This window comes from Mesorhizobium sp. 01N446 (genome assembly GCF_056399285.1).
This window is the reverse complement of record NZ_JBFTRA010000004.1, coordinates 39,019-62,898: the sequence shown is the minus strand read 5'-3', so window position 1 is coordinate 62,898 and position 23,880 is coordinate 39,019. Positions and strand designations below refer to the sequence as shown.

At 61.7% G+C, this 23,880-nt stretch carries 19 protein-coding genes; 16 read left to right on the top strand and 3 right to left on the bottom strand.

Annotation, left to right across the window (positions count from 1 at the left end; translation table 11 throughout):
• The first annotated feature begins 37 nt into the window (after positions 1-37).
• From tpiA to AC1DPX_RS17190, 5 genes are all read left to right on the top strand, one after another.
• Positions 38-808: a triose-phosphate isomerase gene (gene tpiA / locus AC1DPX_RS17210; protein ID WP_477238339.1), complete on the top strand. Its 771-nt coding sequence runs from the start codon at positions 38-40 to the stop codon at positions 806-808.
• 166 nt (positions 809-974) lie between these two features.
• Positions 975-1,451, top strand: coding sequence for a preprotein translocase subunit SecG (gene secG / locus AC1DPX_RS17205; protein WP_477238337.1), 477 nt, complete (start codon positions 975-977; stop codon positions 1,449-1,451).
• A gap of 212 nt (positions 1,452-1,663) precedes the next feature.
• Positions 1,664-2,794, top strand: coding sequence for a L,D-transpeptidase (locus AC1DPX_RS17200; RefSeq protein ID WP_477238335.1), 1,131 nt, complete (start codon positions 1,664-1,666; stop codon positions 2,792-2,794).
• Between the two features lie 218 nt (positions 2,795-3,012).
• Positions 3,013-4,650 (top strand): CTP synthase, encoded by a 1,638-nt coding sequence (locus AC1DPX_RS17195; RefSeq protein ID WP_115143350.1) that lies wholly within the window; start codon positions 3,013-3,015, stop codon positions 4,648-4,650.
• 25 nt (positions 4,651-4,675) lie between these two features.
• Complete coding sequence (locus AC1DPX_RS17190; protein WP_202354372.1) at positions 4,676-5,242, top strand: DUF1697 domain-containing protein; 567 nt, start codon at positions 4,676-4,678, stop codon at positions 5,240-5,242.
• 23 nt (positions 5,243-5,265) lie between these two features.
• On the opposite strand, the gene AC1DPX_RS17185 is transcribed toward AC1DPX_RS17190, so the two are convergent.
• Both AC1DPX_RS17185 and AC1DPX_RS17180 read right to left on the bottom strand, forming a co-directional pair.
• Complete coding sequence (locus AC1DPX_RS17185; RefSeq protein WP_477238333.1) at positions 5,266-6,723, bottom strand: NCS1 family nucleobase:cation symporter-1; 1,458 nt, start codon at positions 6,721-6,723, stop codon at positions 5,266-5,268.
• A gap of 298 nt (positions 6,724-7,021) precedes the next feature.
• Positions 7,022-8,095 (bottom strand): LysR substrate-binding domain-containing protein, encoded by a 1,074-nt coding sequence (locus AC1DPX_RS17180; protein WP_477238331.1) that lies wholly within the window; start codon positions 8,093-8,095, stop codon positions 7,022-7,024.
• An 85-nt stretch (positions 8,096-8,180) separates the two neighbouring features.
• On the opposite strand from AC1DPX_RS17180, the gene AC1DPX_RS17175 reads away from it, so the two are divergent.
• The 8 genes from AC1DPX_RS17175 to AC1DPX_RS17140 all read left to right on the top strand — a co-directional run bounded on the left by AC1DPX_RS17175 (position 8,181) and on the right by AC1DPX_RS17140 (position 16,699).
• Entirely contained in the window at positions 8,181-9,689 is a 1,509-nt protein-coding gene (locus tag AC1DPX_RS17175; RefSeq protein ID WP_477238329.1) for a leucyl aminopeptidase, read from the top strand.
• A 54-nt stretch (positions 9,690-9,743) separates the two neighbouring features.
• Positions 9,744-10,649 (top strand): proline iminopeptidase-family hydrolase, encoded by a 906-nt coding sequence (locus AC1DPX_RS17170; RefSeq protein WP_477238327.1) that lies wholly within the window; start codon positions 9,744-9,746, stop codon positions 10,647-10,649.
• Positions 10,650-10,667: 18 nt separating this feature from the next.
• Positions 10,668-12,329, top strand: coding sequence for an ABC transporter substrate-binding protein (locus tag AC1DPX_RS17165; RefSeq protein WP_477238325.1), 1,662 nt, complete (start codon positions 10,668-10,670; stop codon positions 12,327-12,329).
• Positions 12,330-12,351: 22 nt separating this feature from the next.
• Positions 12,352-13,368 (top strand): ABC transporter permease, encoded by a 1,017-nt coding sequence (locus tag AC1DPX_RS17160; protein WP_477238323.1) that lies wholly within the window; start codon positions 12,352-12,354, stop codon positions 13,366-13,368.
• Positions 13,368-14,339, top strand: coding sequence for an ABC transporter permease (locus AC1DPX_RS17155; RefSeq protein WP_477238321.1), 972 nt, complete (start codon positions 13,368-13,370; stop codon positions 14,337-14,339). Before AC1DPX_RS17160 ends, AC1DPX_RS17155 begins: the two co-directional genes overlap by 1 nt.
• Entirely contained in the window at positions 14,336-15,295 is a 960-nt protein-coding gene (locus tag AC1DPX_RS17150; RefSeq protein ID WP_477238319.1) for an ABC transporter ATP-binding protein, read from the top strand. The genes AC1DPX_RS17155 and AC1DPX_RS17150 overlap by 4 nt, the downstream gene beginning before the upstream one ends.
• The gene (locus AC1DPX_RS17145) at positions 15,292-16,284 is read left to right on the top strand and encodes an ABC transporter ATP-binding protein (protein ID WP_477238317.1); all 993 of its coding nucleotides are present in this window, start codon (positions 15,292-15,294) and stop codon (positions 16,282-16,284) included. The genes AC1DPX_RS17150 and AC1DPX_RS17145 overlap by 4 nt, the downstream gene beginning before the upstream one ends.
• A gap of 112 nt (positions 16,285-16,396) precedes the next feature.
• Positions 16,397-16,699 (top strand): DUF982 domain-containing protein, encoded by a 303-nt coding sequence (locus AC1DPX_RS17140; protein WP_202354381.1) that lies wholly within the window; start codon positions 16,397-16,399, stop codon positions 16,697-16,699.
• A gap of 123 nt (positions 16,700-16,822) precedes the next feature.
• On the opposite strand, the gene AC1DPX_RS17135 is transcribed toward AC1DPX_RS17140, so the two are convergent.
• The gene (locus AC1DPX_RS17135) at positions 16,823-17,188 is read right to left on the bottom strand and encodes a YybH family protein (protein ID WP_477238315.1); all 366 of its coding nucleotides are present in this window, start codon (positions 17,186-17,188) and stop codon (positions 16,823-16,825) included.
• A gap of 719 nt (positions 17,189-17,907) precedes the next feature.
• Between AC1DPX_RS17135 and AC1DPX_RS17130 the strand changes: the two genes are divergently transcribed.
• The 3 genes from AC1DPX_RS17130 to AC1DPX_RS17120 are packed head-to-tail and all read left to right on the top strand — an operon-like array spanning position 17,908 to position 23,644.
• Positions 17,908-22,302 carry an RHS repeat-associated core domain-containing protein gene (locus AC1DPX_RS17130; RefSeq protein ID WP_477238313.1) on the top strand — a complete coding sequence of 1,465 codons (4,395 nt, stop codon included), beginning with the start codon at positions 17,908-17,910 and terminating at the stop codon, positions 22,300-22,302.
• A 17-nt stretch (positions 22,303-22,319) separates the two neighbouring features.
• A complete protein-coding gene (locus AC1DPX_RS17125) occupies positions 22,320-22,727 on the top strand; it encodes a hypothetical protein (RefSeq protein ID WP_202354384.1) in 408 nt (135 codons plus the stop codon).
• 20 nt (positions 22,728-22,747) lie between these two features.
• Complete coding sequence (locus AC1DPX_RS17120; protein WP_477238311.1) at positions 22,748-23,644, top strand: hypothetical protein; 897 nt, start codon at positions 22,748-22,750, stop codon at positions 23,642-23,644.
• Positions 23,645-23,880: the final 236 nt, after the last annotated feature.

Below are 23,880 nucleotides of genomic sequence, written 5' to 3'. Positions count from 1 at the left end.
GAGGGCCAGAGCCTGATATTGCCCGGAGAAGCAGACCATGACGCCAGGAATTCGCCCGCTTGTCGCCGGCAACTGGAAAATGAACGGCACCAGCGCCTCGCTGAACGAGCTAAGGATGATCGGCAACGGGTTCATGAGCGGGCTCGACGCGGAGACCGAGGCGCTGGTCTGCGTTCCCGCGACGCTGCTTTCCCATGCCGCGGAGATTCTGTCGCGCACGCCGGTCCATGCCGGCGGTGAGGACTGCCACACCAAGGAAAGCGGCGCATACACCGGCTGCATCTCGGCGGAGATGCTGAAGGACGCCGGCGCGAGCCATGTCATTGTCGGCCATTCCGAATGCCGAGAGCAACGCGGCGAGGACGACGCGACGGTCCAGGCCAAGGCGGCCGCCGCATGGCGTGCCGGGCTCGTGGCCATCATATGCATCGGCGAGACGCAGCAGCAGCGTGAAGCGGGCGCCACGCTCGACGTGCTGTCGCGCCAGGTCGCCGGTTCTGTGCCGCCGAGCGCCACGCCATCCAACACCGTCATTGCCTATGAGCCTGTGTGGGCGATCGGCACCGGCCTGACGCCGACCGCCGCCGATGTGGCCGAAGCGCATGCGCATATCCGCGAAAAGCTGTCGGAGAAACTTGGTGCCCCTGCCGCCAAGATGCGCATTCTTTACGGTGGCTCGGTCAAGCCGTCCAACGCGGTGGAACTGCTGGGCGTCAGGAATGTCGATGGCGCGCTGGTCGGCGGCGCTAGCCTGAAAGCAGCCGATTTCCTCGGTATCGCCGAGGCCTATCGCAGCATTTCAGGCTAGATTCACGACGAAAGACGGGGCTCATCCCGTCCAAATTCGTTGCAAAGGGCGCGTTGCTTCCCATATTCCGGCCACGGGCTTGGAAATGCCGTGAAAGCATTGTATTGAGCCGCCTCCAATTCACCGGTCGTGTCCGCGGCCGGGCAAGGCCTTGCCAGGATAAACTATGCAAACCGTACTGATCGTCATCCATCTCATGGTCGTGCTCGCCCTCGTCGGCGTGGTGCTGCTGCAACGCTCCGAAGGCGGCGGCCTTGGCATTGGTGGCGGATCGGGCTTCATGACGGCGCGCGGCGCTGCCAACGCGTTGACGCGGGCGACGGCGATCCTGGCGGCGGCTTTCTTCGTCACGTCGCTGACCTTGTCGATCATCGCCCGCTACGGCGAGAAGCCGATCGACATTCTCGACCGCGTTCCCGCGACGTCGTACGGGGCCGGCAAGGGCGTGCTCAACCAGCTGCCCGGCACGACGACCCCGGCGCCCGCCGGCAGCACCACCCCGACACCGCCGTCGGGCAATGGCGCGGCGACGACGCCTGCGCCGGCAGCTCCGGCCACCGCGCCGGCCTCTGGCGCGACGCCGCCGGCAACCAACGGCGCCACCAACACGGCCCCGGCGGCACCGCAGGTCCCGAACCAGTAACCACTATCTGGTCCAAACCGCGACCTGTGATCGTTTGAACACAGTCGCGGCAAATGCTGCGCGATCACGAAGATTCCACGGGCAGCAGCGCGGTCTCGCGCTTGAGGCATCCGCGCTTATTCGACTATAGATTGCGCGCGGCATTTTCGGTGTCCTTGGGGGACGCCGGGCGACGCCGTGGGCAACAAGCATTGAACGATCGGATCTTCGCCATGCAGCTTCGCAGCTTCATTTTCCTGGGACTTTGCGCCGTACTCGGCCTGAGTTCCCCGGCTTTCGCCGGCGTGCCGTCCAATTTGGCCGCCAATCAGTCGGTCGACAAAACCGACGCCATCCACGTCGCGGTCAAGAGCGATGCGGCGCAGTTGAGGCTTCTCAAGAAGAAGAAAAACCCGACACCGGACGATCTCGCCCAGATCAAGAAAATCGAGGCCAAGATCGTTGCCGACAAGGAAGACGCCAAGGCCAAGGCGCTCGAAGCCAGGAAGCTGGCGATGCGCGAAGCGGCCAAGGCCAAGGCCGACGCCGAACGGCAGGCCTTCCTGGCCAAGAAGGGGAAGAGCAGCGCTTCCGCAACCACCGAAGTGGCTGACGCCAAGCCGGCCAAGAAGACCACCAAGGTCATCGAGCCGGTCGAACCGATCACCCCCATCCAGTCGGCCGAGCCGCTTCCGGCAGAGGCGATGAATGTCGCGCTGACAGGTAACAATGGTGAGCTTCGCAGCGAGGTCATCGGCCAGAAGCAGCCGAGCGCTAGCGGCCTTTTCGCCGGCCTGTTCGGCGGCACCTCGTCCGGATCGTCGATCAGCTATCTGCCAGAGACGCGGGCGCTCGACCAGGCTCTCGCCAAGAAGGACGCCAAGAAGCCGTTCAAGGTAAAGCCGGAATTCGTGCCGCAGGATGTCGAGTTCACCGGGTACGAGCCGGGTACCATCGTCATCGACACCAGCGCGCGCCGGCTTTATCTCGTCGAATCGTTTTCGACCGCGCGTCGCTACGCAATCGCGGTCGGTCGTGAAGGCCTGCAGTTCAAGGGCACGGTCGCGGTCGGCGACAAGCAGGAATGGCCGCGCTGGATCCCTACGCTCGACATGCAGAAGCGCGAGCCCAAGCATTACGGCCAATACAAGGACGGCATGCCTGGCGGTGGGCAGAACCCGCTCGGCGCCCGCGCCATCTACCTCTATGACGGCAAGAAGGACACGCATCTGCGCATCCACGGCACCATCGCGCCGCAGTCGATCGGAACCAGCGCTTCCAATGGCTGCTTCCGCATGATCAACGAGCATGTCATGGACCTCTACAGCCGCGTCAGGGTCGGCACCAAAGTCGTCATCATCTGACGGCCCCATCATCCTGCCGAAAGGGCCGGCTCAGCCGGCCCTTTTGTTTTGCCTCGATCACGACCAGGCCTGTTCAGTCGTGATCCCTCGGACAAACGGAAACAGCTTGTCCGAGAAAGCCGGGTCCCACTCTTCGGGATCATGGTCCGACGCCATCTTGGGAAAAAACCTTCGCGGTGGTTTTTTCTCTGGCGGAATCAATCCAGCCGCGTTAAGCGATGACTCCCATGGCGCGATATGTATTCATCACAGGCGGCGTGGTTTCCTCACTTGGAAAAGGCATTGCCGCAGCGGCCCTTGGGGCTCTCCTGCAGGCGCGAGGCTATCGCGCACGCATCAAAAAACTCGACCCGTACCTCAATGTCGATCCCGGCACGATGTCGCCGTACCAGCATGGAGAGGTGTTCGTCACCGATGATGGCGCGGAGACCGATCTCGATCTCGGCCATTACGAGCGCTTCACCGGCCGCTCTGCCAATCAGCAGGACAACATCACCACCGGCCGCATCTACAAGAACATCATCGAGCGCGAGCGGCGCGGCGACTATCTCGGCGCGACCGTGCAGGTCATCCCGCACGTTACCGACGAGATCAAGAATTTCGTCCTCAACGGCAATGACGACTATGATTTCGTGCTGTGCGAGATCGGCGGCACGGTGGGTGACATCGAGGCGATGCCGTTCCTCGAGGCTATCCGCCAGCTCGGCAACGATCTGCCACGCAACAACGCCGTCTACGTGCACCTGACCTTGATGCCCTACATCCCGACGGCGGGCGAGCTGAAGACCAAGCCGACCCAGCATTCGGTCAAGGAACTGCGCGGCATCGGCATCGCCCCCGACATCCTGCTGGTGCGTGCCGACCGGGCCATTCCCAAGGAAGAGCGCAGAAAACTGTCGTTGTTCTGCAACGTCAGGGAAAGCGCCGTCATCCAGGCGCTCGACGTGCCGCACATCTACGACGTGCCGATGGCCTACCACAAGGAAGGGCTCGATTCGGAAGTGCTGGCCGCCTTCGGCATCGACCCGGCGCCCAAGCCGCGCATGGAGCCCTGGCAGAAGGTTTCGGACCGCATCCACAATCCGGAAGGCGAGGTGACCATCGCCATCGTCGGCAAATACACCGGCCTCAAGGATGCCTACAAATCGCTGATCGAGGCGCTTTCGCATGGCGGGCTGGCCAACCACGTCAAGGTCAAGCTCGACTGGATCGAATCGGAGATCTTCGAAAAGGAGGATCCGACGCCGTGGCTGGAGAAGGTGCATGGCATCCTGGTTCCCGGCGGCTTTGGCGAACGCGGCTCGGAAGGCAAGATCCTGGCGGCGAAGTTCGCCCGCGAGCGCAAGGTGCCGTATTTCGGCATCTGCTTCGGCATGCAGATGGCCTGCATCGAGGCGGCGCGGTCGCTGGCGGGCGTCGAGCATGCCTCTTCGACCGAGTTCGGTCCGACCGAGGAGCCCGTCGTCGGCCTGATGACGGAATGGCTGAAAGGCAACATGCTGGAGAAGCGGCGTGAGACCGGCGATCTCGGTGGCACGATGCGTCTCGGCGCCTATCAGGCCGACCTCGCCAAGGGCTCCAAGATCGCCGACATCTATGGCGACACGCAGATTTCCGAGCGCCACCGCCACCGCTACGAGGTCAATATCGATTACAAGGAGCGGCTGGAGGATTGCGGCCTGGTGTTTGCCGGCATGTCGCCCGACGGCGTGTTGCCGGAGACGGTCGAATATCCCGACCATCCCTGGTTCATCGGCGTGCAGTATCACCCCGAGCTGAAGAGCCGGCCGCTCGAGCCGCATCCGCTGTTCGCCAGCTTCATCGAGGCGGCGGTGGAACAGAGCCGATTGGTGTAGGCGACCGCCGGGCGAGGCCTCTCCTGTGCAGACCTATGTCGCGCTCCTCTACAGCATCATCCTGGGCGAGGGCCGCCGGGTGGTCATGGCGGACCTCAAGGCGATGGCGGAAGGCCTCGGCTTGAGGAATGTTCGCACGCTGGTGGCGACCGGCAACCTCGTCTTCGAAGCGCGGACGACCGATAGCGGCAAGCTGGAACAGCGGCTGGAAACGGCCTTCGAAAAAACCTTCGGCCGCCATGTCGACATCATCGTGCGCAGTGCCGAGGAATGGCTCAAACTTGCCGCCGGCAATCCGTTCCCGGGGGATTCAGCCGAAGCAGGCGACCAGGTGGCTGTGCGGGTGATGCGCAAACCCGCGCCTGTGGAGGGCGTCGCGGCGCTGCAAGCCTATGCCGCCGAGGACGAAAAGGTATTGCCTTTCGCCGGCGACATCTGGGTCGTCTTTTCGCGCGAGAGACCAAGCTCGCGGCTGCTGGCGGCAATGAACCACAAACGCCTCGGCATCGGCACCTCGCGCAACTGGAACACGGTTCGCAAGCTGGCGGAAATGGTAGGCAGTAGGGCAGTAGGGAAGGGTCGTATTCCCTAACCCCTACTGCCTACTGCCTAATTTCAAGCCTTTGCCGTCTTGGCGCCCGCACCCACGGCGGCGGTGCGCAGCACGTAGTAGATGATGCCGGCAATCGCCACGCCGAAGAACCAGCCATAGACGCCCCACCAGGACGGCAGCCAGTTGGTGAAGTTCGGCAGGATCGACGAGAAGACGGCACCTATGCCGGCGGCGATGAGGGCGTTGACGTGCCAGCCGCCCTGGAAGCGGAACTCGCCATCCTCGCGATACAGCGCCTCGACGTCGACCTCGCCTTTGCGGATCAGATAGTAGTCGACCATCATCACGCCGAAGATCGGCCCCATCGTCGCGCCGATGATGCCGACGAAATGCGCGGCGCTGCCTTCCCACGGCGCGAAGGGATAAAGCACAAGTGCGATAAGCGCTGCGATGTAGCCGCCCTTCTTGAAGTCGATCTGACGCGGGAAGACGTTTGAGAAGTCGAAGGCTGGCGAGACGAAGTTGGCGACGACGTTGATGCCGAGCGTGGCAACCGCGAAGGTCAGGGCGGCGAGTGCCGCCAGGAACCAGCTGTCGAACTTGGCCGAGATCTGGTCCGGGTGCAGCAGCACTTCGTGATAGACGTCATAGGCGGCAATGGTGGTGACGCCGGCGACGAGCGAGAACAGGATCAGATTGACCGGCAGGCCCCAGATGTTGCCCTTGCGCAGCGCGGCCTTGTCCGGCGCGTAGCGGGCGAAATCGCAGAAATTGAGATAGAGCGCCGAGAAATAGGTCACCCAGATCGCCGCGACCCCGAAGAGTGCCGTCCACGAGCCGGGGTCGCCCGGAATGCCGGCATCGGCGGTCTTTTCGCGCAGCACGTCCATCGGGATGTCGCTGGTAAAGGCGAAACTCCCAGATTTGACGCAGAGATAGATGGCCAGGAGCAGCATCATCACCCAGACGGCGGGCCCCGCCCAATCCTGGAAGCGGCGCACCGTTTCCATGCCCTTCTGGATGATCAGCAGTTGCAGCGCCCAGATGATGACGAAGCAGATCACTTCCAGCGTGGAATGGCCGAGAAGATGAGAGGTCTTGTTGAATTCGTCGAACCATTGCAGGCGGGTGAGCAATGCCACGATGGCGCCGGAAGCCGCGGCGGTCTGCGCGCCGTACCAGAAGCAGGCGACGATGGCGCGCACCAGTGCCGGGATGTTGGCGCCCCAGATACCGAAGGAGGCGCGCGCGAGCACGGGGTAGGGCACGCCGGTCTTCACGCCGGCATAGCCGACCATGTTCATCAGCGCGTAGATGATCAGCGAGCCGATGCCGATGGCGACGATGAAATTGACGAAGCCGCCGCAGAACAGGAACAGGCTGGCGGCGAGATAGTAGCCCCACAGGCTGTGGACGTCCGATGTCCAGACGTTGAAGATCGAGAACGGTCCCCAGTTTCGAACCTTGGCCGGAGCGAGATCCTCGTTGTACAGGTCAGGCGAAGCGCCTTGTATGGTCACTGCAATGTCCTCCCCTTGATTGGCCGCGCGCCTCCACGCGATGGCCGTGCAGGTTAAGCCTGACGCTGAGGAACCGACAAGCAATCCATTTGCCGGCTTTGGCCTTAAAGATATTCAATGCGAACCGCGATTATCGGGGGCGCGCAATGGTGGGCCGCGGTTGAACCGCCAGGGTGGTGATTCGGATTTCAACCGCCCAAAGCGCGTCGCGTTGGTACGGATTCTGGCGACGCGCTTTAGGTTTTTGTTTCATGCATGTCATTCTCCCAAAACCGAAGTCTCTTTTGGGCGACATGCATTAGGCGATAGCCATGACCCGCTTGTGGTCCTCGACTTCCGACAGCAGCCAGTCCTGAAACAGGCCGGTGCCCGGCTTGTTGCCGATGCTTCGGCGCTGATGCAGGTAGATGCCGGCCGGATAGGTATGACGGGCCTGAAACGGCGCGACGAGCTTGCCTTGTTGCAGAAAATCCTGCGCCATCATCGTGTCGGCAAGCGCTATTCCGGCGCCATTGATCGCCTCGCGCATGATCAGCGTGCAATCATCCAGCGTCGTGCTGGATTTCGGCGTCGTATCCGAAACGCCTTCCTGCTCCAGCCACCGCCTCCATCTCATGCTCTCGCATTCGTGGATCAGATGATGGTTGACCAGGTCGGCGGGCGATCGCAGCGGCACGGGGCCTTCGAGCAGCGAGGGGGCGCAGACCGGCGTCAGGACCAGCGGGATCAGCAGCGTCAGAGCCGGGCCGGCCTTGTAGACGAACTCGTCGACAATGGCCAAATCGAAGTTGGCGCGCTTGCCTGATGTCGAGATCTCCAGTTCCACCGCTGGATGCAGCCGGCGAAAGTTAGGCAACCGGTCCGCCAGCCAAAGGTTCAGGACCGCCGGGACGCACAAGACCCTGACACGTTGGGTCCTGCCATGGCTCGGGCTGTTGGCAAGGCTGACGTCGTCGGTGGCGCGCCAGATGGCCTCGAACGCCTCGGAGAGGCTGCGCGCATAGTACGAGCCCCGGATGGTCGGCGTTATCTGGCGAAAGCCCCGCTCGAACAAATCCTGGCCGAGATTCTTTTCAAGCGCGCGGATGTGGCGGCTCACGGCGGAGGGTGTGAGGTGCAATTCCTCGGCCGCATCTTTCACGCTGCCGAGACGTGCGGCGGCCTCGAAAGCGCGCATGCCATTGAGTGAGGGTAGGGCCATTGGCCGATCATGAATTGTCAGTTGAGTTTTTGTCAATCGACTTGGGCAAAATTGGCGTTTGATCGCCTGGCCTGTTCGGGGATACCCAAAAGGCAAGAGCGACCAAGTCGCCATCAGAAAACGATTATTTGGGGCCTCCGGCACCATTCCACCAACGGCAGAAACCCGCACCCGGGCTTCCGCTGTTGGCGGGCGAAGCTTTGCGCTCACGCTGCGCCGAGGCCGGAGCCATCTGCGAGTGGGAGAATGCCAGCCTATGCCTCAATCGCCAGTGCCGGTCTTTGAAGCGGCGGACGAGATTTCCGCGGAAACCTCCGTCGTCGTGATCCTGCAAACTGCCCAGACAGGCTTTGGCCCGCGGGCGGCGGCACTGGACGCTGAGATCAGCGGAATCCTGTCGCGTGCCTGCTCCGACCCGGCCGCCTTGGCCGACACCGGAACCTGCATCGATCTCATTGCCCCGCAGGGCGTATCGGCCCGGCGCGTGATCATCCTGTCGCTGGGCAAAGCCGAAGCCGTCAGCGCCCTGTCCCTGGCGCGCGCCGGCGGTTTGCTTGCCGCGCATCTGGAAGGCAAATGCGAATGCGCGGCCACGCTTGTCCTCGACCCGATCGCCGGCGTCGACCTGCCGGCAGCCGAGATCCTGGCGCGCGTCGCCCTTGGCATGCGGCTGCGGCGCTACCGTTTCGACATGCGCAACCGGCGCCAGGGGGCGGGAGCAGACCGGACGTTGCGGGTACAACTGGTCGGAGCAAGCAGCGTAGAGTTGACCCCGGCACTGGCGCGGATCAACGCCATCGCCGATGGCGTCGAATATGCGCGCACGCTGGTCAACCTGCCGCCGAACCATCTCCATCCCGACAATTTCCACGATCATCTGGAGCCGCTGCGCGAAGCCGGCATCGATGTCGAGATACTCGATCCGTCGCGATTGAAGGAACTCGGCATGAACGCGATCCTGGCCGTGGGTTCCGGGTCGGCGCGGCCACCGCGCGTCGCGGTGCTGCGCTATCGCGGCAAGGGCGCACCTTCCCAACCGATGGCCTTCGTCGGCAAGGGCGTGTGTTTTGACTCCGGCGGCCTCTGCATCAAACGCGGCGAGCAGATGTTCGACATGAAGGCCGATATGGGCGGCGCGGCCGCCGTGGTCGGGCTGCTGATCGCACTCGCCCGGCAAGGCAGCCCGGTTCATGCCGTCGGCGTGCTTGGCATCGCCGAGAACATGCCGTCCGGCACCGCGCTCAAGCCGCGCGACATCATCACCACGGCCTCGGGACAGACGGTCGAGGTGTTCGACACGGACGCGGAGGGGCGCCTGATCCTGGCCGATTGCCTCTACTATGCCGCCTCGCGCTTCAACCCCTCGGTGATCGTCGATCTGGCGACGCTGACCTATTCGGTGATGCGCGGCCTGGGATCGGTGTTTGCCGGTCTCTTCAGCACCGACGATGCCATCGCGTCGCAGATGATCGCTGCGGGGGAAACGGTCGGCGAGCGGTTCTGGCAGCTGCCGCTCGACAAAGCCTATGACGAAGGCTTGCAGTCGCCCTTCGCCGATATCCGGCACCACGCCAAGGACATGGAAGACGGCGACGCGCCTTACGCCGCGGCGTTCCTGCGCCATTTCACCGAGGATCGTCCCTGGGTGCATCTCGATATCGCCGGCAAGGAAATGGCCGACGCGGATCGGCCGCTCGGCCGCGAAGGCGCCACGGCGTTCGGTGTGCAGATGCTGGAAGAGTGGGTGCAGGCCAGGGTGAACTAGCCGCCTGCTGTCAGGACAACAACGAGATGCGTTCAAACGGGATGGGAAATCGGAATGGCGTCTGAGATTAAGGGCAGGGAAGGGCGCGCTACCTTCGGCGGCTACGAAACCTGGTATCGCGTCTCCGGCGACCTTGGCGCCGACAAGGCCCCGGTGGTGATCCTGCATGGCGGGCCGGGGGCCGCCCACAACTATGTCGATGCCTACAAGCTTCTCGCCCGACGGGGCCGTGCCGTCATCCACTACGACCAGTTGGGCTGCGGCAACTCCACTTTGCTGCCGGAGAAGGGTGCCGATTTCTGGACACCCCGGCTCTTCATCGACGAGCTTGAAAACCTCGTCGATCATCTCGGTATCCGCGCGGGCTTCCATGTGCTCGGCCAAAGCTGGGGCGGCATGCTGGGCGCCGAATATGGGGTCACACGGCCGAAAGGGTTGAAGTCCCTGACCATCGCCAACTCACCGGCTTCCATGAAGCTGTGGGTCGAAGAGGCGAACCGGTTGCGCGCCGACTTGCCTGGGGATGTGCAGGAGACGCTGACCCGGCACGAACAGGCGGGCACGACGGAAGATCCAGCCTACCAGGAAGCCACGATGCGGTTCTACGAGCGGCATGTCTGCCGGGTCGTGCCGTTCCCACCGGAGGTGACGGAAACCTTCGCCCAGGTCGCGCGCAACCCGACCGTCTATCATCTGATGAACGGGCCAAACGAGTTCCATGTCATCGGAACGCTGAAGAATTGGAGCATCATCGACCGGCTGCCGGCCATCGATGTTCCCACGCTGATCATCTCCGGACGTTATGACGAGGCCACGCCCGCGACCGTGCAACCCTACAAGGACGGCATCAAGGGATCGCGTTGGGAGATATTCGAGCATTCCAGCCACATGCCGCATGTCGAGGAGCAAGAGGCGTGCATGCGGGTGGTGGGCGACTTCCTGGACGACAACGACAACTGAGAAAAGGGGAACTAAAACATGAAGAAACTGCTTTTGGCGGCATCGGCCGCCGCATTGCTGGCCGGCACATGGCTCGCTCCGGCACAGGCTGAGTACTTCAAGGAGCACCGAGGCGGTACCATCCGCCTTCTGGCCCGCTCCGCGGCAGGAACGCTCGATCCGCACATCAACTACACCGACCAGGGCTGGCAGATGTACCAGCCGATCTATGACGGCCTGGTGGCCTTCCGCAAGGCCGAGGGCATGGACGGCTTCACCATCGTGCCCGATCTGGCCGAGGCGCTGCCTGCGGTTACGAATGACGGCAAGACGTTCACCTTCAAGCTGCGCAAGGGCATCAAGTTCTCCRACGGCCAGGAGCTTGGCGTGAAGGACGTCGTCGCCTCCTTCCAACGCATCTTCAAGGTTTCCGGGCCGACTTCCGGCACCTTCTATGCCGGCATCGTCGGCGCCGACAAATGCCTGGCCGACGTCAAGAACTGCACGCTGGAAGGCGGCGTTGTCGGCGATGAAGCGGCCGGCACCATCACCCTCAATCTCACCAAGCCCGACGCCGAGATCCTCTACAAGCTTGCCTTGCCGCATGCCGTGGTGCTGCCGGCGGACACGCCCGCCGAAGACATGGGCTCCAAGCCCATTCCCAGCACCGGCGCCTACATGATCTCCGCCTTCGATCCCAACAAGGGCATGACGGTTTCCCGCAATCCGAACTTCAAGCAGTGGAGCGAGGAAGCGCAGCCGGACGGTTACCCGGATGTCGTACAATATGATTTCGGCCTGTCCGAGGAAGCGGCCGTTACCGCGATCCAGAACGGCGAAGCGGACTGGATGTTCGACGCGCTGCCGAGCGACCGCCTGGGCGAACTTGGCAGCAAGTCCATGGATCAGCTGCACATCTCGCCGCTTTCGGCGTGGTGGTATGCGCCGCTGAACAACCGTCTGGCACCCTTCGACAACGAAAAGGCGCGCCAGGCCGTTGCCTACGCGGTCGACCGCAACACGCTGGTCAAGCTGTTCGGCGGCAAGGTGCTGGCCTCGCCGGTCTGCCAGGTCCTGCCGCCGGATTTCCCCGGCCATGAAGACTACTGCCCCTTCACCAAGAACCCCGGCGCCAAATGGTCCGCGCCCGATCTCGACAAGGCAAAGCAGCTCGTCGAGGAATCCGGCACCAAGGGCCAGAAGGTGACCATCATCGCCGAGGACACCGCCATCTCACGCTCCATCGGCGTCTATCTGCAGAGCGTTCTGACCAGCATCGGCTATGTCGCCGACGTCAAGCCGATCTCGCCCAATATCCAGTTCACCTACATCCAGAACACTAACAACAAAGTGCAGATGTCCATTACCCAGTGGTACAAGGATTATCCCGCAGCTTCGGACTTCCTGAACATCCTGTTCAGCTGCTCCTCCTTCCGTGAAGGTTCGGATGCCTCGATCAACATCGCCGGCTTCTGCGACAAGGACATCGACGCCAAGATGCAGAAGGCGCTGGATCTCGGCGTCACCGACCAGAAAGCCGCCGACAAAATGTGGGCCGAAATCGACAGAGAGGTCACGGACAAGGCGCCGGCAGTCGGCCTCTTCACGCCGAAGCGGCTTGACTTCGTCAGCAAACGGGTCGGCAATTTCAAGTTCAACCGGCAGTTCAACTGGATGATCACCCAGTCCTGGGTGCAGTAACGACCTTTGGAGGGACACGTCCGTGTCGAACCAAGCCATCGCCATGCCGCGCAAGACGCGAGGGCCCTGGGCCATCGCGTTTGCCAAGTTGGCAAGGGACAGGGCTGCCATGGCTTCCCTGGCCGTGTTCCTCCTCATCGTGCTGGCCTGCCTCAGCGCGCCGCTCTACGCGAAATGGGCCGGCGTCGACCCGTTCGCCTCGACGCTCGACGCCATCATCCAGATCGACGGCGCCGACGTTCCGGTGATGGAACAGTCGACCGAGGGGCTGGGGCTCGGCTACACGCCGCTCGGTCCCACCTGGCGGCTCGGCAATTATTTCCTCGGCGCCGACAGCCAGGGGCGCGATGTCATGGCCCGGATGCTCTATGGCGGGCTGAGCTCGCTGCTGATCTCCGCGGCGGCCACCATCTTCACGCTGATCATCGGCACGGCGGCGGGATTGATCGCCGGCTATTTCGGCGGCATCACCGACACGGTGCTGTCGCGCCTGCTGGATGTCTTGTGGGCGTTCCCGATCTATCTGCTGGCGATCTCGCTTTCCATCGTCACGATTGCGCAAGGCATCAGGATCGGGCCGATCGATATCGAATCCGGCAGCCTGTGGCTGCCGGTCATCATCATCGGCATCGTCTACGTACCCTATGTGGCGCGCCCGATACGCGGACAGGTGCTGTCGCTGCGCCACAGCGAATTCGTGCTGGCCGCGATCAATCTCGGCGTGCCGGGATGGCGCATCCTGTGGCGCGATATCCTGCCCAACATCACCACCACGCTCATCGTCTTCGTGCCGCTGATGATGGCGTTGAACATGCTGACGGAATCGGCACTTTCCTTCCTGTCGATCGGCGTGCAGCCGCCGGCGGCAAGTTGGGGCACCATCATCCAGGACGGGCAGGCGCTGCTTTACACCAGGCCGCTGGTGGCGCTGGTGCCGGGCCTGGCGATCGCGGTTTCCGTCATGGCACTCAATGTCTTCGGCGACGGCTTGCGCGACGCGCTCGATCCGCGCTCCAAGGTTCGGCTGGGGCGCGACTGATGTTTTACGCCATCCTGCGCCGTTTCGGTCAGATGCTGTTCGTCATGTTCGGCATCTCGGTCATCGTCTTCCTGATCTTCTTCGCCACGCCGGGCGCCGACCCGGCGGCGCGTATCGCCGGCCGCAATGCATCGCCCGAAGTGCTGGAAGCGGTGCGCCACAATTTTGGCTTCGACCGGCCGCTCTACGTGCAATACGTGAAGATGATGGAGAAGATCTTCGTCACAGGCGACCTGACCTCCTTCGTCAATCGCGGCTGGAAGGTGGTGCCGGCGGTCATGGATTCCATCCCCGTCACGCTGTCGCTGGTGTTCGGAGCGGCGATCCTGTGGGTGGTCGTCTCCATCATCATCGGCATCGTTGCCGCCGCCACGCGCGACAGCTGGCTGGACAAGCTTCTGATGGCGCTCGGGCTGCTCGGCATTTCCATGCCGGTCTACTGGCTGGGCGAGGTGATGAACCTGATCACCCAGAGCCGCTACCACGACAGCTGGGCGTTCTCCTGGGTACCGCCGCTCGGCTACAAGAATTTCTCCGACGATCCCAAAGGCTGGTTCCTGACTCTGATCATACCGTGGATCACCCTGGCCATCCTGTACATCGGCATCTACGGGCGCGTGCTGCGCGCGGCCATCATCGAATCCCTGCAGGAAGACTTTATCCGCACCGCCCGCGCCAAGGGCCTGTCGGAGACGCGCATCCTGCTGCGCCATGCCTTGCGCACATCGCTCATTGCGTTCGTCACCTTGTTCGGCCTCGACTTCGGCGCGCTGGTGGGCGGCTCGGCCCTTTTGACCGAAGTGGTGTTCGGGCTGCACGGCATCGGCAAGCTCACCTATGACGCGCTGCAGAACCTCGACCTGCCGATGATCATGGCGACGGTGATGTATGCGTCCATGTTCGTGGTGATCGCCAACGCGGTCGTCGACTTCGTCTATATCCTTCTCGATCCGCGCCTGAGGACATCATGATACTGTCGGTGCGCGACCTCAAAGTATCCTTCCGCACCAATGACGGTCTGGTGCGGGCGATCGACGGCGTGTCCTTCGACCTCGAGGAAAGCGAGATCCTAGGTGTCGTCGGCGAGTCCGGTTCCGGCAAGACGGTGTCGCTGCTGGCGGTGATGGGTCTCATCACCGATCCCAATGCCACCATAGAGGGCTCGATCCGCTACAAGGGCCGCGAACTCGTCGGTCTGCCACCGCGCGAATTGAGGCGCCTGCGCGGCAACGAGATCGCGATGATCTTCCAGGATCCGATGACGGCGCTGACTCCGGTCTACACGATCGGCTGGCAGATCGCCGAGCAGATCCGCGCGCACCAGAAAATCAGCAAGGCCAAGGCGATGGAGCGCGTCGAAGAACTGCTGGCCGAGGTGAATTTTCCCAATCCGCACGAAGCGATGTCGCGCTACCCGCACCAGCTTTCCGGCGGCATGCGCCAGCGCGCGGTGATCGCGATGGCGCTGTCGTGCAATCCGGCCCTGCTGGTGGCGGACGAGCCGACCACGGCGCTTGACGTCACCGTGCAGGCCGGCATTCTCGACCTCGTGCGCAAGCTGCGCGCCACGCACAAATCGGCGGTCGTGTTCATCACGCATGACATGGGCGTGGTTTCCGAGCTCGCCGACCGGGTGATGGTCATGTATGCCGGGCGCGTTGTGGAACGCGGCAGCCGCATGGAGCTGTTTTCCGACCCTCGGCATCCCTACACGCGCGCGTTGCTCGGTTCGATCCCGCCATTGACCGGCGAGAAGCCACGCCGTCTGCCGGCCATTCCCGGTTCGCCGCCATCGCTGTTGCGCTTGCCGCAGGGCTGTGCCTTTGGCCCGCGATGCCCGGTGCATTACGAGCCCTGCGTGACAGGCAAGCCCGACCTCGGCGTCGGCACACACGCGGCGGCGTGCTTCCGGGAGGTGTCGGCATGAGCGGACCGATGACCGACAGGCCAATCCTCGAGACGCGCTCACTCGGCAAGCGCTTCTCGATCGGCACCCGTTTTTCGTCCGAAGGCAAGCGAACCGTGCATGCGGTCGACAATGTCTCGCTCACCGTGCGGCGCGGCGAGACGGTCGGGCTGGTCGGCGAATCCGGATGCGGCAAGTCCACGCTGGCGCGCTGTCTGGTGAGGCTTTACGAGATCACAGATGGCGAGCTGCTGTTCGAAGGCGAGGACATCACCTCGAAGTCGCTGTCCGAACTCAGGCCGCTGCGCCGCCGCCTGCAAATGGTCTTCCAGGACCCGTCGGCATCGCTCAATCCGCGCCGGCGCGTCGGCGATCTGGTGGCCGAGCCGCTGCGTATCCACGGCAAGCTTTCCTCCCGCGAGATCACCGCGCGCGTCGCCGAACTGTTCGAACTCGTCGGCCTCTTGCCCGACCATGTCATGCGCTACCCCCATGAATTCTCGGGCGGCCAGCGCCAGCGCGTCGGTATTGCGCGGGCGATTGCCTTGAATCCCGATCTGGTCGTGCTGGACGAACCGGTCTCCGCGCTCGACGTCTCGGTGCAGGCCCAGATCGTCAACCTGCTCGCCGACCTGCAGGAGAAGCTGAACCTCACCTACATTTTCATCGCGCACGACCTGTCGGTGGTGCGTCAGGTATCGACCCGCATCGCGGTCATGTATCTCGGTTCGATCGTCGAGGAGGGGCCGGCGGAGGAGGTGTTTGCAGCACCAGCCCACCCTTACAGCCAGGCGCTGATCTCGGCGGTTCCCGTCGTCGAGACGACGCCGAGCGGGACGCGCAAGCGCATCATTCTCACCGGCGACGTGCCGAGCCCGCTCAAGCCGCCATCCGGCTGCCGCTTCCATCCCCGATGCCCGATCGCGGTCGAGCGATGCCGCACCGAGCGGCCGGAACTGAGGGAGTATCGACGCGGCCGCAAGGTGGCCTGCCACTTCCCGACGGTTTAGCTGGCGACCAAAAATTTTTGGAAAGATTCTGTTTCCTGTATGGAACCAACCGCAGGCCGGTGCGTTTTATAAGGTTCGATCGGGCGGCACCGCGATCGACCGGGAGGAAACGATGGACTACCTGCATTTCTTTGCGCCTGTGCGAATCTCGCGCGGGCAGGGACACCCTGTAGAAGAAGTGGATAGTGTCGCCGAGGCGATGGTTTTCTTGCGTAAATGGCCGACGGGACGACGTGGGCCAGTGTATCAGTGCGCGCTGAATTGCTGCTCGGCAGCTTTGTCGGGACAGATGTCGGCGGAGGAGGCCAGAAAGGCATTCACCGGCTTTGCCCGGATCACGCGGCTTCTGGATGACGACATGGCGCTGCCCGTCGCCGGCGAAAACATGGCCGGCGTATACGCGCTGCGGCGGTAGCCGCACCCGGATTGCTGAATGCTACGACTGCGGCCCTGACCGGCCGCAGCGTCTTTGTGCGTCTGCGCGACGTAGCCGCACGGTTTTTCGGACGGTACAAATGGTTGGCCCTGGGCCAAGGCCTTAATCCCAAGCGACCGAATAGCGATCGATCACCCAGAGCCAGGAGCCGTCGGCTTGCCGCCTGGCAACCTCGCTGGTCACATCACCGTCGGGCAGTCGGGTCGAGGTGAGGGCAAGGTCGCCGCAGATCAGCGCCGGTCGCTGTTCGCCGACCGCAAACTTCCGTCCTGACGCGACAATTTCGGCATAGTATTCACGAATGGCTTGGCGGCCGCGCAGAAAACGCCCGTCACCGCAGTCGATCACCGCATCCGCCTCGAACAGCGCGACCATGCCATCGATGTCGCCCGCATGCTGTCTCGCTATCAGCATGGGTTCCAGTTGCTGCGGGTCGGAGGCGGGCCTTCCCGCTTTCGGATCGTTCATGACGGCAACCCCATAAATACTTGGCGCCTTTCGAAACTAGCTGATTCCATAGCCTTGGAGATAAGAACCCTCATACATGTACAATACATCAAAGTGTAAATTAGAATTGTCTTATGATTTGAGTGAAGATTTTCTTGGTCGGTTTCTTCACAGGCCCTTAACAGCCCATCACGGGTATGTTACTTCTGCGTGAGGGAGATGCCCTGACCAGTCGCATTGGGTCGAAAAGGGGCTTAAACCCTTCATTGTGCGGGTGTCGCATTTGGATTTGCAGCTGGTGACGCCAGGCAGGTGCACCTTGCAGTAGCGGTTTAGGGTTTAGTCGATTCTGCTTTGGCCTCTTGTGTAGTTCTTTTGACAAGAATCTATCGAAGAGGTGGCACGTGTTATCTGCAAGACATTCCCATAAATGACAGATGATATGAGTGCATAATTGGCTCATGCCTCTGACAAAACTGCGTTTTTTTGGCGACGCATAGAGATTTTTCCTAAAATCTTGCGAATTATATTCCGATCCGTCGCTGGTTTCCGCCGCTATGAAGAATATACACACTTGACATCGCAACGATCGATGATTGTATTGATAGTAGATTGCGGCGAGGGAGTGTGTGATGGCTTTTTGTCAGTCACATGAGCATGATTGTGCATCAAATACTAAATTAAACTCCTCTAAAATTAGCCAATTTTACTTTCTGCTATTTGAGGCGCGCTTCGTTCGCATGTTCCGGGGCGCGGCCATGCTGGGTGCCCGGCTTTGCGCGGCGCTGCTTGTGATCGTCGCGCTCGGTTTTGCGACAGTTCCAGCAACCGCCCAGACGTTGCACGGCGGATGGGGCGCCGGGTACGGCGGACCGTTCGCGACCGCGCGGGAGGCCTGCTATGCCGTATGGGCTCACTACCATCCGCCCGGCACCGATCCAAACGAATCGCCCGTTGCTGGAGCCTACAGCCGATTCACTGGCGCGTTCCCAGGACAGGATCCAAATACGCAACGGTGTCATTGGACGCACTTTCAGGATGGCACCTGCCCCGGTGTCTTTGCCTGCACGACCATTCTGCCGGGGAATGCTTCCTTCAGCTGTGACAGTGGTTACCATCGTACGATCGACGATCGGTGTGTTGACGATTTAAAGCCGGAACGCCCTCTATGCGATGGGGAAACGCCAAACCCCACTGAAGGCGATCCGATCATTCTAGGGTCGGGGGCCCAGTACTATCGGGTCGACGATTTCGCCACGCAGGACGGCCGGTTCCGCATCGGGCGGGAATACCGGAGTTTCGCCGGCGGCAGGGTCAGCAGCTACAATGGGCCTGCTCTTGCGCCCTCGACCGGCTGGCAGTTCAATTTTGGCTATGAACTGCATCTCGGAGAGTTTTCGGGATCGCCGAGCTCGCCAACCGGCAAGGTCACTCTGCTGACGCCGGACGGGTCGGGCTATGATTTTGTGCTGCAGTCGAACGGCACGTGGCAAGGCCAGGCCGCGATGGGGGCCGTATCAGATACCTACAGGCTGGCATTCGTCGGAACCTTGCCGAGCAATCTTGCCGACATGAAGACCCTGCCAAGGCAATGGAAGCTGACCGGCCCAGACGACCGCGTCTGGACCTTCGTCACCATGTCGCCGGTCAATCTGAGCCCTGCGAGCTACAGGGTTGGCCGCCCGACAGGCATGCGTGAGCGTGACGGCTACTCCTGGGAACTCAACTATTCGACGGACGGGGCACTGACGTCGCTCGTGGACAGCTTTGGCCGCACGGCGTCTTTCACCTGGAACATCTTCTATCCGATGGTTGACCCGAACGCCTCCTGGCCGCGGCGGATGCCCGAAGCGATCAAGGACATCACCTTCCCGGATGGCACGAAGGCGACTTATCTCTACGACCCGGCGCCCACCGGCACGTCCCCGTCGCGTGCCGTGATCCAGCGTCTTGTCGGTGTGCAGTGGCGCGATGCATCCGGTGCGGTGGTGGATTCCAATACCTATCACTATGAGGATGCGAACTACCCGAAATTCCTGACCGGCATCAGCGACCATCGCGGCGTGCGCGTTGAAACTTACGCCTATGACGCGGATGGGCGGTCTGTTTCAGCCGCAGGCGCCGGTGGCGCCAACGGGGTCACGGTTGCCTATGGCACGTCCGGTTCGCAGATCACCCGAACCGTCACCAATGCGCTTGGACGGGTGAAAGTCTACAAATTCGACCCTGTCTCCGGCAGCAGCTGGGATATCCGCTTTGCCGGCGTCGATGGTCAGGCCTCGACCAATTGCCCGGCATCGGCCCGCGCGCTGACCTATGACGGCGCGGGTTTCGTCGCGTCGCGGACCGACGAGGAGGGCCGCGTCACAAGCTATGTCAGGGACAGCCGCGGTCGGCCAACCGAGATCGCCGAGGCGGATGGCTTGCCGGAGGAGCGGCAGACCACGATCACCTGGAACGCTACGTTCAACGTGCCCGATACGAAAGTGGCCCCCGGCCTCACCACGCAATATACCTACAACGGATCCGGCCAGTTGACCGGGATGACGCAGACCGACACCACCACGCAGACCGTTCCCTATTCGACGAACGGCCAGACGCGAAGCTGGGCCTACACCTACACGACATCAGGCTTGTTGTCCTCGGTCGATGGACCGTTGCCGGGAACAGGCGACACAGTGTCCTACACCTATGACGCGACGGGCTATCTCGCCAGCGTCACGGACGAAGTCGGAAATGTAACCACGGTCGGTGGCGTCAACGGCCGCGGTCAGCCGACTGCCATCGCTCACGCAAACGGTCTCATCAGCGAGCTGACTTATGATGCCAGGGGCCGCCTCACGGCCAAGGTCGACGACCCCTCGGGCATCTCGGCCAGGACGGAGTTCGCCTACGATAATGCCGGCAATGTCACCACGCTGACCAATCCGGACGGTTCAGTGCTGGCGATGGAGTATGATGGCGCCAATCGCGTCACATCCGTCACCAATGGCCTGGGCGACAAGGTGACCTACGCCTATGATGCCATGGGCAACCGCACCAGCGAACAGTCCACGGACGTCAATTCGCAGCTGTTCTTCGAGGTCACCCGGACCTTCGACGAGCTCGGCCGGTTGCGGCAGGTCATTGGCGTCGGCCCGGCAACGTGGACCTACGGCTATGACAAGGTCGGCAATCCAACCTCCGTCACCGATCCCAACAGCAATGCTGCGACATCAGCTTATGACGGGCTCGACCGGCTGATCAGCCTTGCCGATGAGCGCAACAGCACCACGACGCAAGGTTTCGGCGCCACCGACAATCCGACTTCCGTTACTGATCCGCGCAGTGTGGTCACCACCTATGTCCGCAACGGCTGGGGGGAGGTGATCCAGGAAAGCAGCCCTGACATCGGCACGGTGGTCTATGTGCGCAATCGGGACGGTCAGGTCACCCAGAAGACCGACGCGCGCGGCATCATCACCGTCTACACCTACGACTATGCCGGGCGGATAACGACGCGGAGCTATCCGTCGGAGACCGCTTCCGATGTCGCCTACACCTATGACAGTGTGGCCGGCGGCAATCCCGGCAAGGGCCGCCCGACGAGTGTCACCGATGCCGCTGGTACGGTTGCCAACACCTATGATCTGCTCGGCCGCGTTGTCCAGGAAGTGCGAACGATCGGGGTGAAATCCTACACGGTCGGCTACAGCTGGGACGATGCCGGCAACCTGTTGAGCATCACCTATCCGTCCGGCCGCATCGTCGAATATGGCCGCGGCGCGGCAGGCGAGGTGCAACAGGTCCGCACGAGCCCGGATGCGCTGTCGTCGCCGACGGAACTGGTGTTGTGGGGTACTTACACGCCCTTCGGCCCGCGTTCCATCACGGCCTTCGCCAACGATCTCCGGGAAAGCCGCGACTATGACACCGATGGCCGCATCGTAGGCTATGGCGTTGAGGACCAGTCGCTCGGCCAGGACCTCATCCGGCGCGCGCTGCAATACCAGGACAAGCGCAACCTGACCTCCATCGAGGACCAGCTCAACGCCGCCAACAACGAGACTTACACCTATACGGCCAACGGCTTCATCGAGAACGCCGACGGTCCATGGGGCAGCCTCACCTATACGATCGACGGCGTCGGCAACATCACACAGCGCACGATCACCATCGGCGGCGTCACCTCGACCGACACCTACAGCCTGCAGGCCGGCTCGAACCGGCTGACCGGCATCGTCACCAACGGTGCGCCGAGCCGCGGCTTCCAGTCGGACCTGGCCGGCAACGTCACGCAGGACGCGACGGCTTCCCCAGCTCTGACCAAGGCCTACACTTACAATGCCGCAGGCCAGCTCTCGGGCGCCACCACCAGCGGCGCGGCGAGCGGCTCTTATATTTATGACTACCAGTCCCGCCTAGTCTCGCGCACCATCAGCGCCTCCTCGACGACGCTGCACATGGTGCACGACCTCAATGGCAATGTGATCGCCGAGTACAACGCCTCCGGCACGCTCGTCACCGAATACATCTCGGTGGACGGCCGGCCGCTGGCCATGGTCGACAACACCGGTACGGCACCGGCGCTGTACTATGTGCTGACCGATCATCTCGAGCGGCCGATCATGATGACGGACGAGAGCCGCAACATCGTCTGGCAAGCGAGCTATCTGCCCTATGGCGAGGTGCGTACCATCAGCGGCACGGCGACACTTAACCAGCGCTTCCCCGGCCAGTGGTTCCAGATGGAAACGGGGCTGGCCTATAATTGGCATCGGCATTACGATCCTAGCATCGGGCGTTATGTGCAGCCCGATCCGCTTGGCATGCCGGATGGGCCCTCGAGGTGGGCCTATGCTAAGAACTCGCCATTGATGAATGTCGATAGAATGGGACTGCAAATACTTCAATCGCAACCTCAGCCTAGACCAATCCCTAATTCTTGCATGGCGCCAATTGACGAGGATTTCTGCAAGGAAGATAAAGAAAAGGCTAGAGATAAATGCTGGGAGTTGTATGAAACATTCCAGAATTTTAACAAAAGATTATTTGGACCAGATCCGCATGACATCAATATGTGTATGAAAGGTTACATGGCAGAAATATGCGGAGGGAACCCTGTTGATTGGGGTGGAAATAGAAAAAGAAGATAATTCTTCGGGTAGATAGCATGAGCGAATCAGATCGGATATTTGGCATAAAGAAGAAATTTCTACGAGAGAAAGACTATAATGGACTGAGAGAATTTCTTGATGAGGCATACGGGGTAGGTACAGTGAGGCGCCACGTAGCCGAGTGTCAGGTTATGTGGGAAGAGGGTCGTAGAGATGAGGCTATTGATGAGATCGTATACAAGCTAAGAGGTGACAGCTATAGTGTAATGCATATAATACTGGCATCTGAATATGCATTAAAATTAAGGAGATTGGATGTGGCTGATTTTCTAGAATTCTCATTTAAGTCGAAATTTCTTGAAAAATCATCTATATTGGCAGCGAAGTTTGTCTATCGTGAATTGAATGGAATTGAATCGAGCGAAGATATGAAGGACGCGGCACGAACGTTGCTAATGCCGTGATCGTAGAAACTATCTCGCAAATGACCGAGGATTTAACTGAACACCCGATCCCTCAGCCACATGGCTTCGCCCTCGTCGCCGTCCTGGTCTTCCTCCTCATCGTTTCCGCCATCACCTCGACCTTCGCCCTGACCGCCTGGACACGCCTCAAGATCGCTTCGAACGAGACCGAAAGTGAACGGCTCGGGCTACTCGCCGAAGGCCTGACCAATGTGTTGGCGGCGCGGCTTTCGGGGGATGGGGGCGATCTCGGGCTGCCGCTGAATTTCGAACCGGTCTCCTGCACGGTCGGCGACCTCGCTGTCGTGACGCGGCTGCAAGGGCATTCGGGGCTGATCGATCTCAACGCCGCCGATCACAATCTGCTTGCCCAGGGTTTTGCCTCGCTCGGCGTCGATCCTGAGATGTCCAACCGGCTTGCGATCGCGGTCGAATATTCGCGTAGCGGCGCCAGCATCTTTGCCGCGGCCGCCCAGGAGAAAATCGAGGTCGCGGGTGGCTTCAAGCACGCGCCGTTCGAAGCGGTGGCCGAGTTGCAGGATTTTTCAGGGCTGCGTTCGATCTCCTTGCTGGATCTCTATCGAACATTCACGGTCAACTCCCGCCGTGGCGCCCTGGTCACAAGCCGGGCCAATCCTGTGCTCGCCAGCATCGTCAAGGTCGGCGCACCTGCGGGTGAAAAGACGCCCGAGCAGGCCTTCACGATCGAGGTCTCCGTCAGCCGCCGAGGCACGCCCGTCGCCGGCTCCGCCGGTTATGTCTTCGAAAGCCGTGCGGGGGAGCATGCCCGGCTGGAGCGCATTGCGGCCTATCCCGAAATCGCGACCGATGAAGCGGGGGCGAAGCGTGGTGCGGTTGGCGGCTGCGTCGAGATTTTCGGCGCATCAGTCACCAATATGCTTGCGGGCCTGCACTGAACCATTGCAGGCATCGAAGCGGCCCGCTCTCGTTCGCGGGAGAGGGATAGAGTCGCGGCCAATTCCTTTGCCAGCTACGTCGGTAAACAATCCAGTAAGTATTTTTCCCACCGAATCTTACATGACAAATAAATTTGTAATGCATAGGCTTGGATTCCCCAAAAAATCGGTAATACTCACCTTAGTAAGAGCTCTATCGATCCAATATATTAAGTATATCTAATGTTTCTGGACGT

Bases quoted from the DNA above. Each gene is read 5' to 3' on its own strand.
- tpiA (WP_477238339.1), top strand. From the start codon at position 38: ATGACGCCAGGAATTCGCCCGCTTGTCGCCGGCAACTGGAAAATGAAC.
- secG (WP_477238337.1), top strand. From the start codon at position 975: ATGCAAACCGTACTGATCGTCATCCATCTCATGGTCGTGCTCGCCCTC.
- AC1DPX_RS17200 (WP_477238335.1), top strand. From the start codon at position 1,664: ATGCAGCTTCGCAGCTTCATTTTCCTGGGACTTTGCGCCGTACTCGGC.
- AC1DPX_RS17195 (WP_115143350.1), top strand. From the start codon at position 3,013: ATGACTCCCATGGCGCGATATGTATTCATCACAGGCGGCGTGGTTTCC.
- AC1DPX_RS17175 (WP_477238329.1), top strand. From the start codon at position 8,181: ATGCCTCAATCGCCAGTGCCGGTCTTTGAAGCGGCGGACGAGATTTCC.
- AC1DPX_RS17170 (WP_477238327.1), top strand. From the start codon at position 9,744: ATGGCGTCTGAGATTAAGGGCAGGGAAGGGCGCGCTACCTTCGGCGGC.
- AC1DPX_RS17155 (WP_477238321.1), top strand. From the start codon at position 13,368: ATGTTTTACGCCATCCTGCGCCGTTTCGGTCAGATGCTGTTCGTCATG.
- AC1DPX_RS17150 (WP_477238319.1), top strand. From the start codon at position 14,336: ATGATACTGTCGGTGCGCGACCTCAAAGTATCCTTCCGCACCAATGAC.
- AC1DPX_RS17145 (WP_477238317.1), top strand. From the start codon at position 15,292: ATGAGCGGACCGATGACCGACAGGCCAATCCTCGAGACGCGCTCACTC.
- AC1DPX_RS17140 (WP_202354381.1), top strand. From the start codon at position 16,397: ATGGACTACCTGCATTTCTTTGCGCCTGTGCGAATCTCGCGCGGGCAG.
- AC1DPX_RS17135 (WP_477238315.1), bottom strand. From the start codon at position 17,188: ATGAACGATCCGAAAGCGGGAAGGCCCGCCTCCGACCCGCAGCAACTG.
- AC1DPX_RS17130 (WP_477238313.1), top strand. From the start codon at position 17,908: ATGTTCCGGGGCGCGGCCATGCTGGGTGCCCGGCTTTGCGCGGCGCTG.
- AC1DPX_RS17125 (WP_202354384.1), top strand. From the start codon at position 22,320: ATGAGCGAATCAGATCGGATATTTGGCATAAAGAAGAAATTTCTACGA.
- AC1DPX_RS17120 (WP_477238311.1), top strand. From the start codon at position 22,748: ATGACCGAGGATTTAACTGAACACCCGATCCCTCAGCCACATGGCTTC.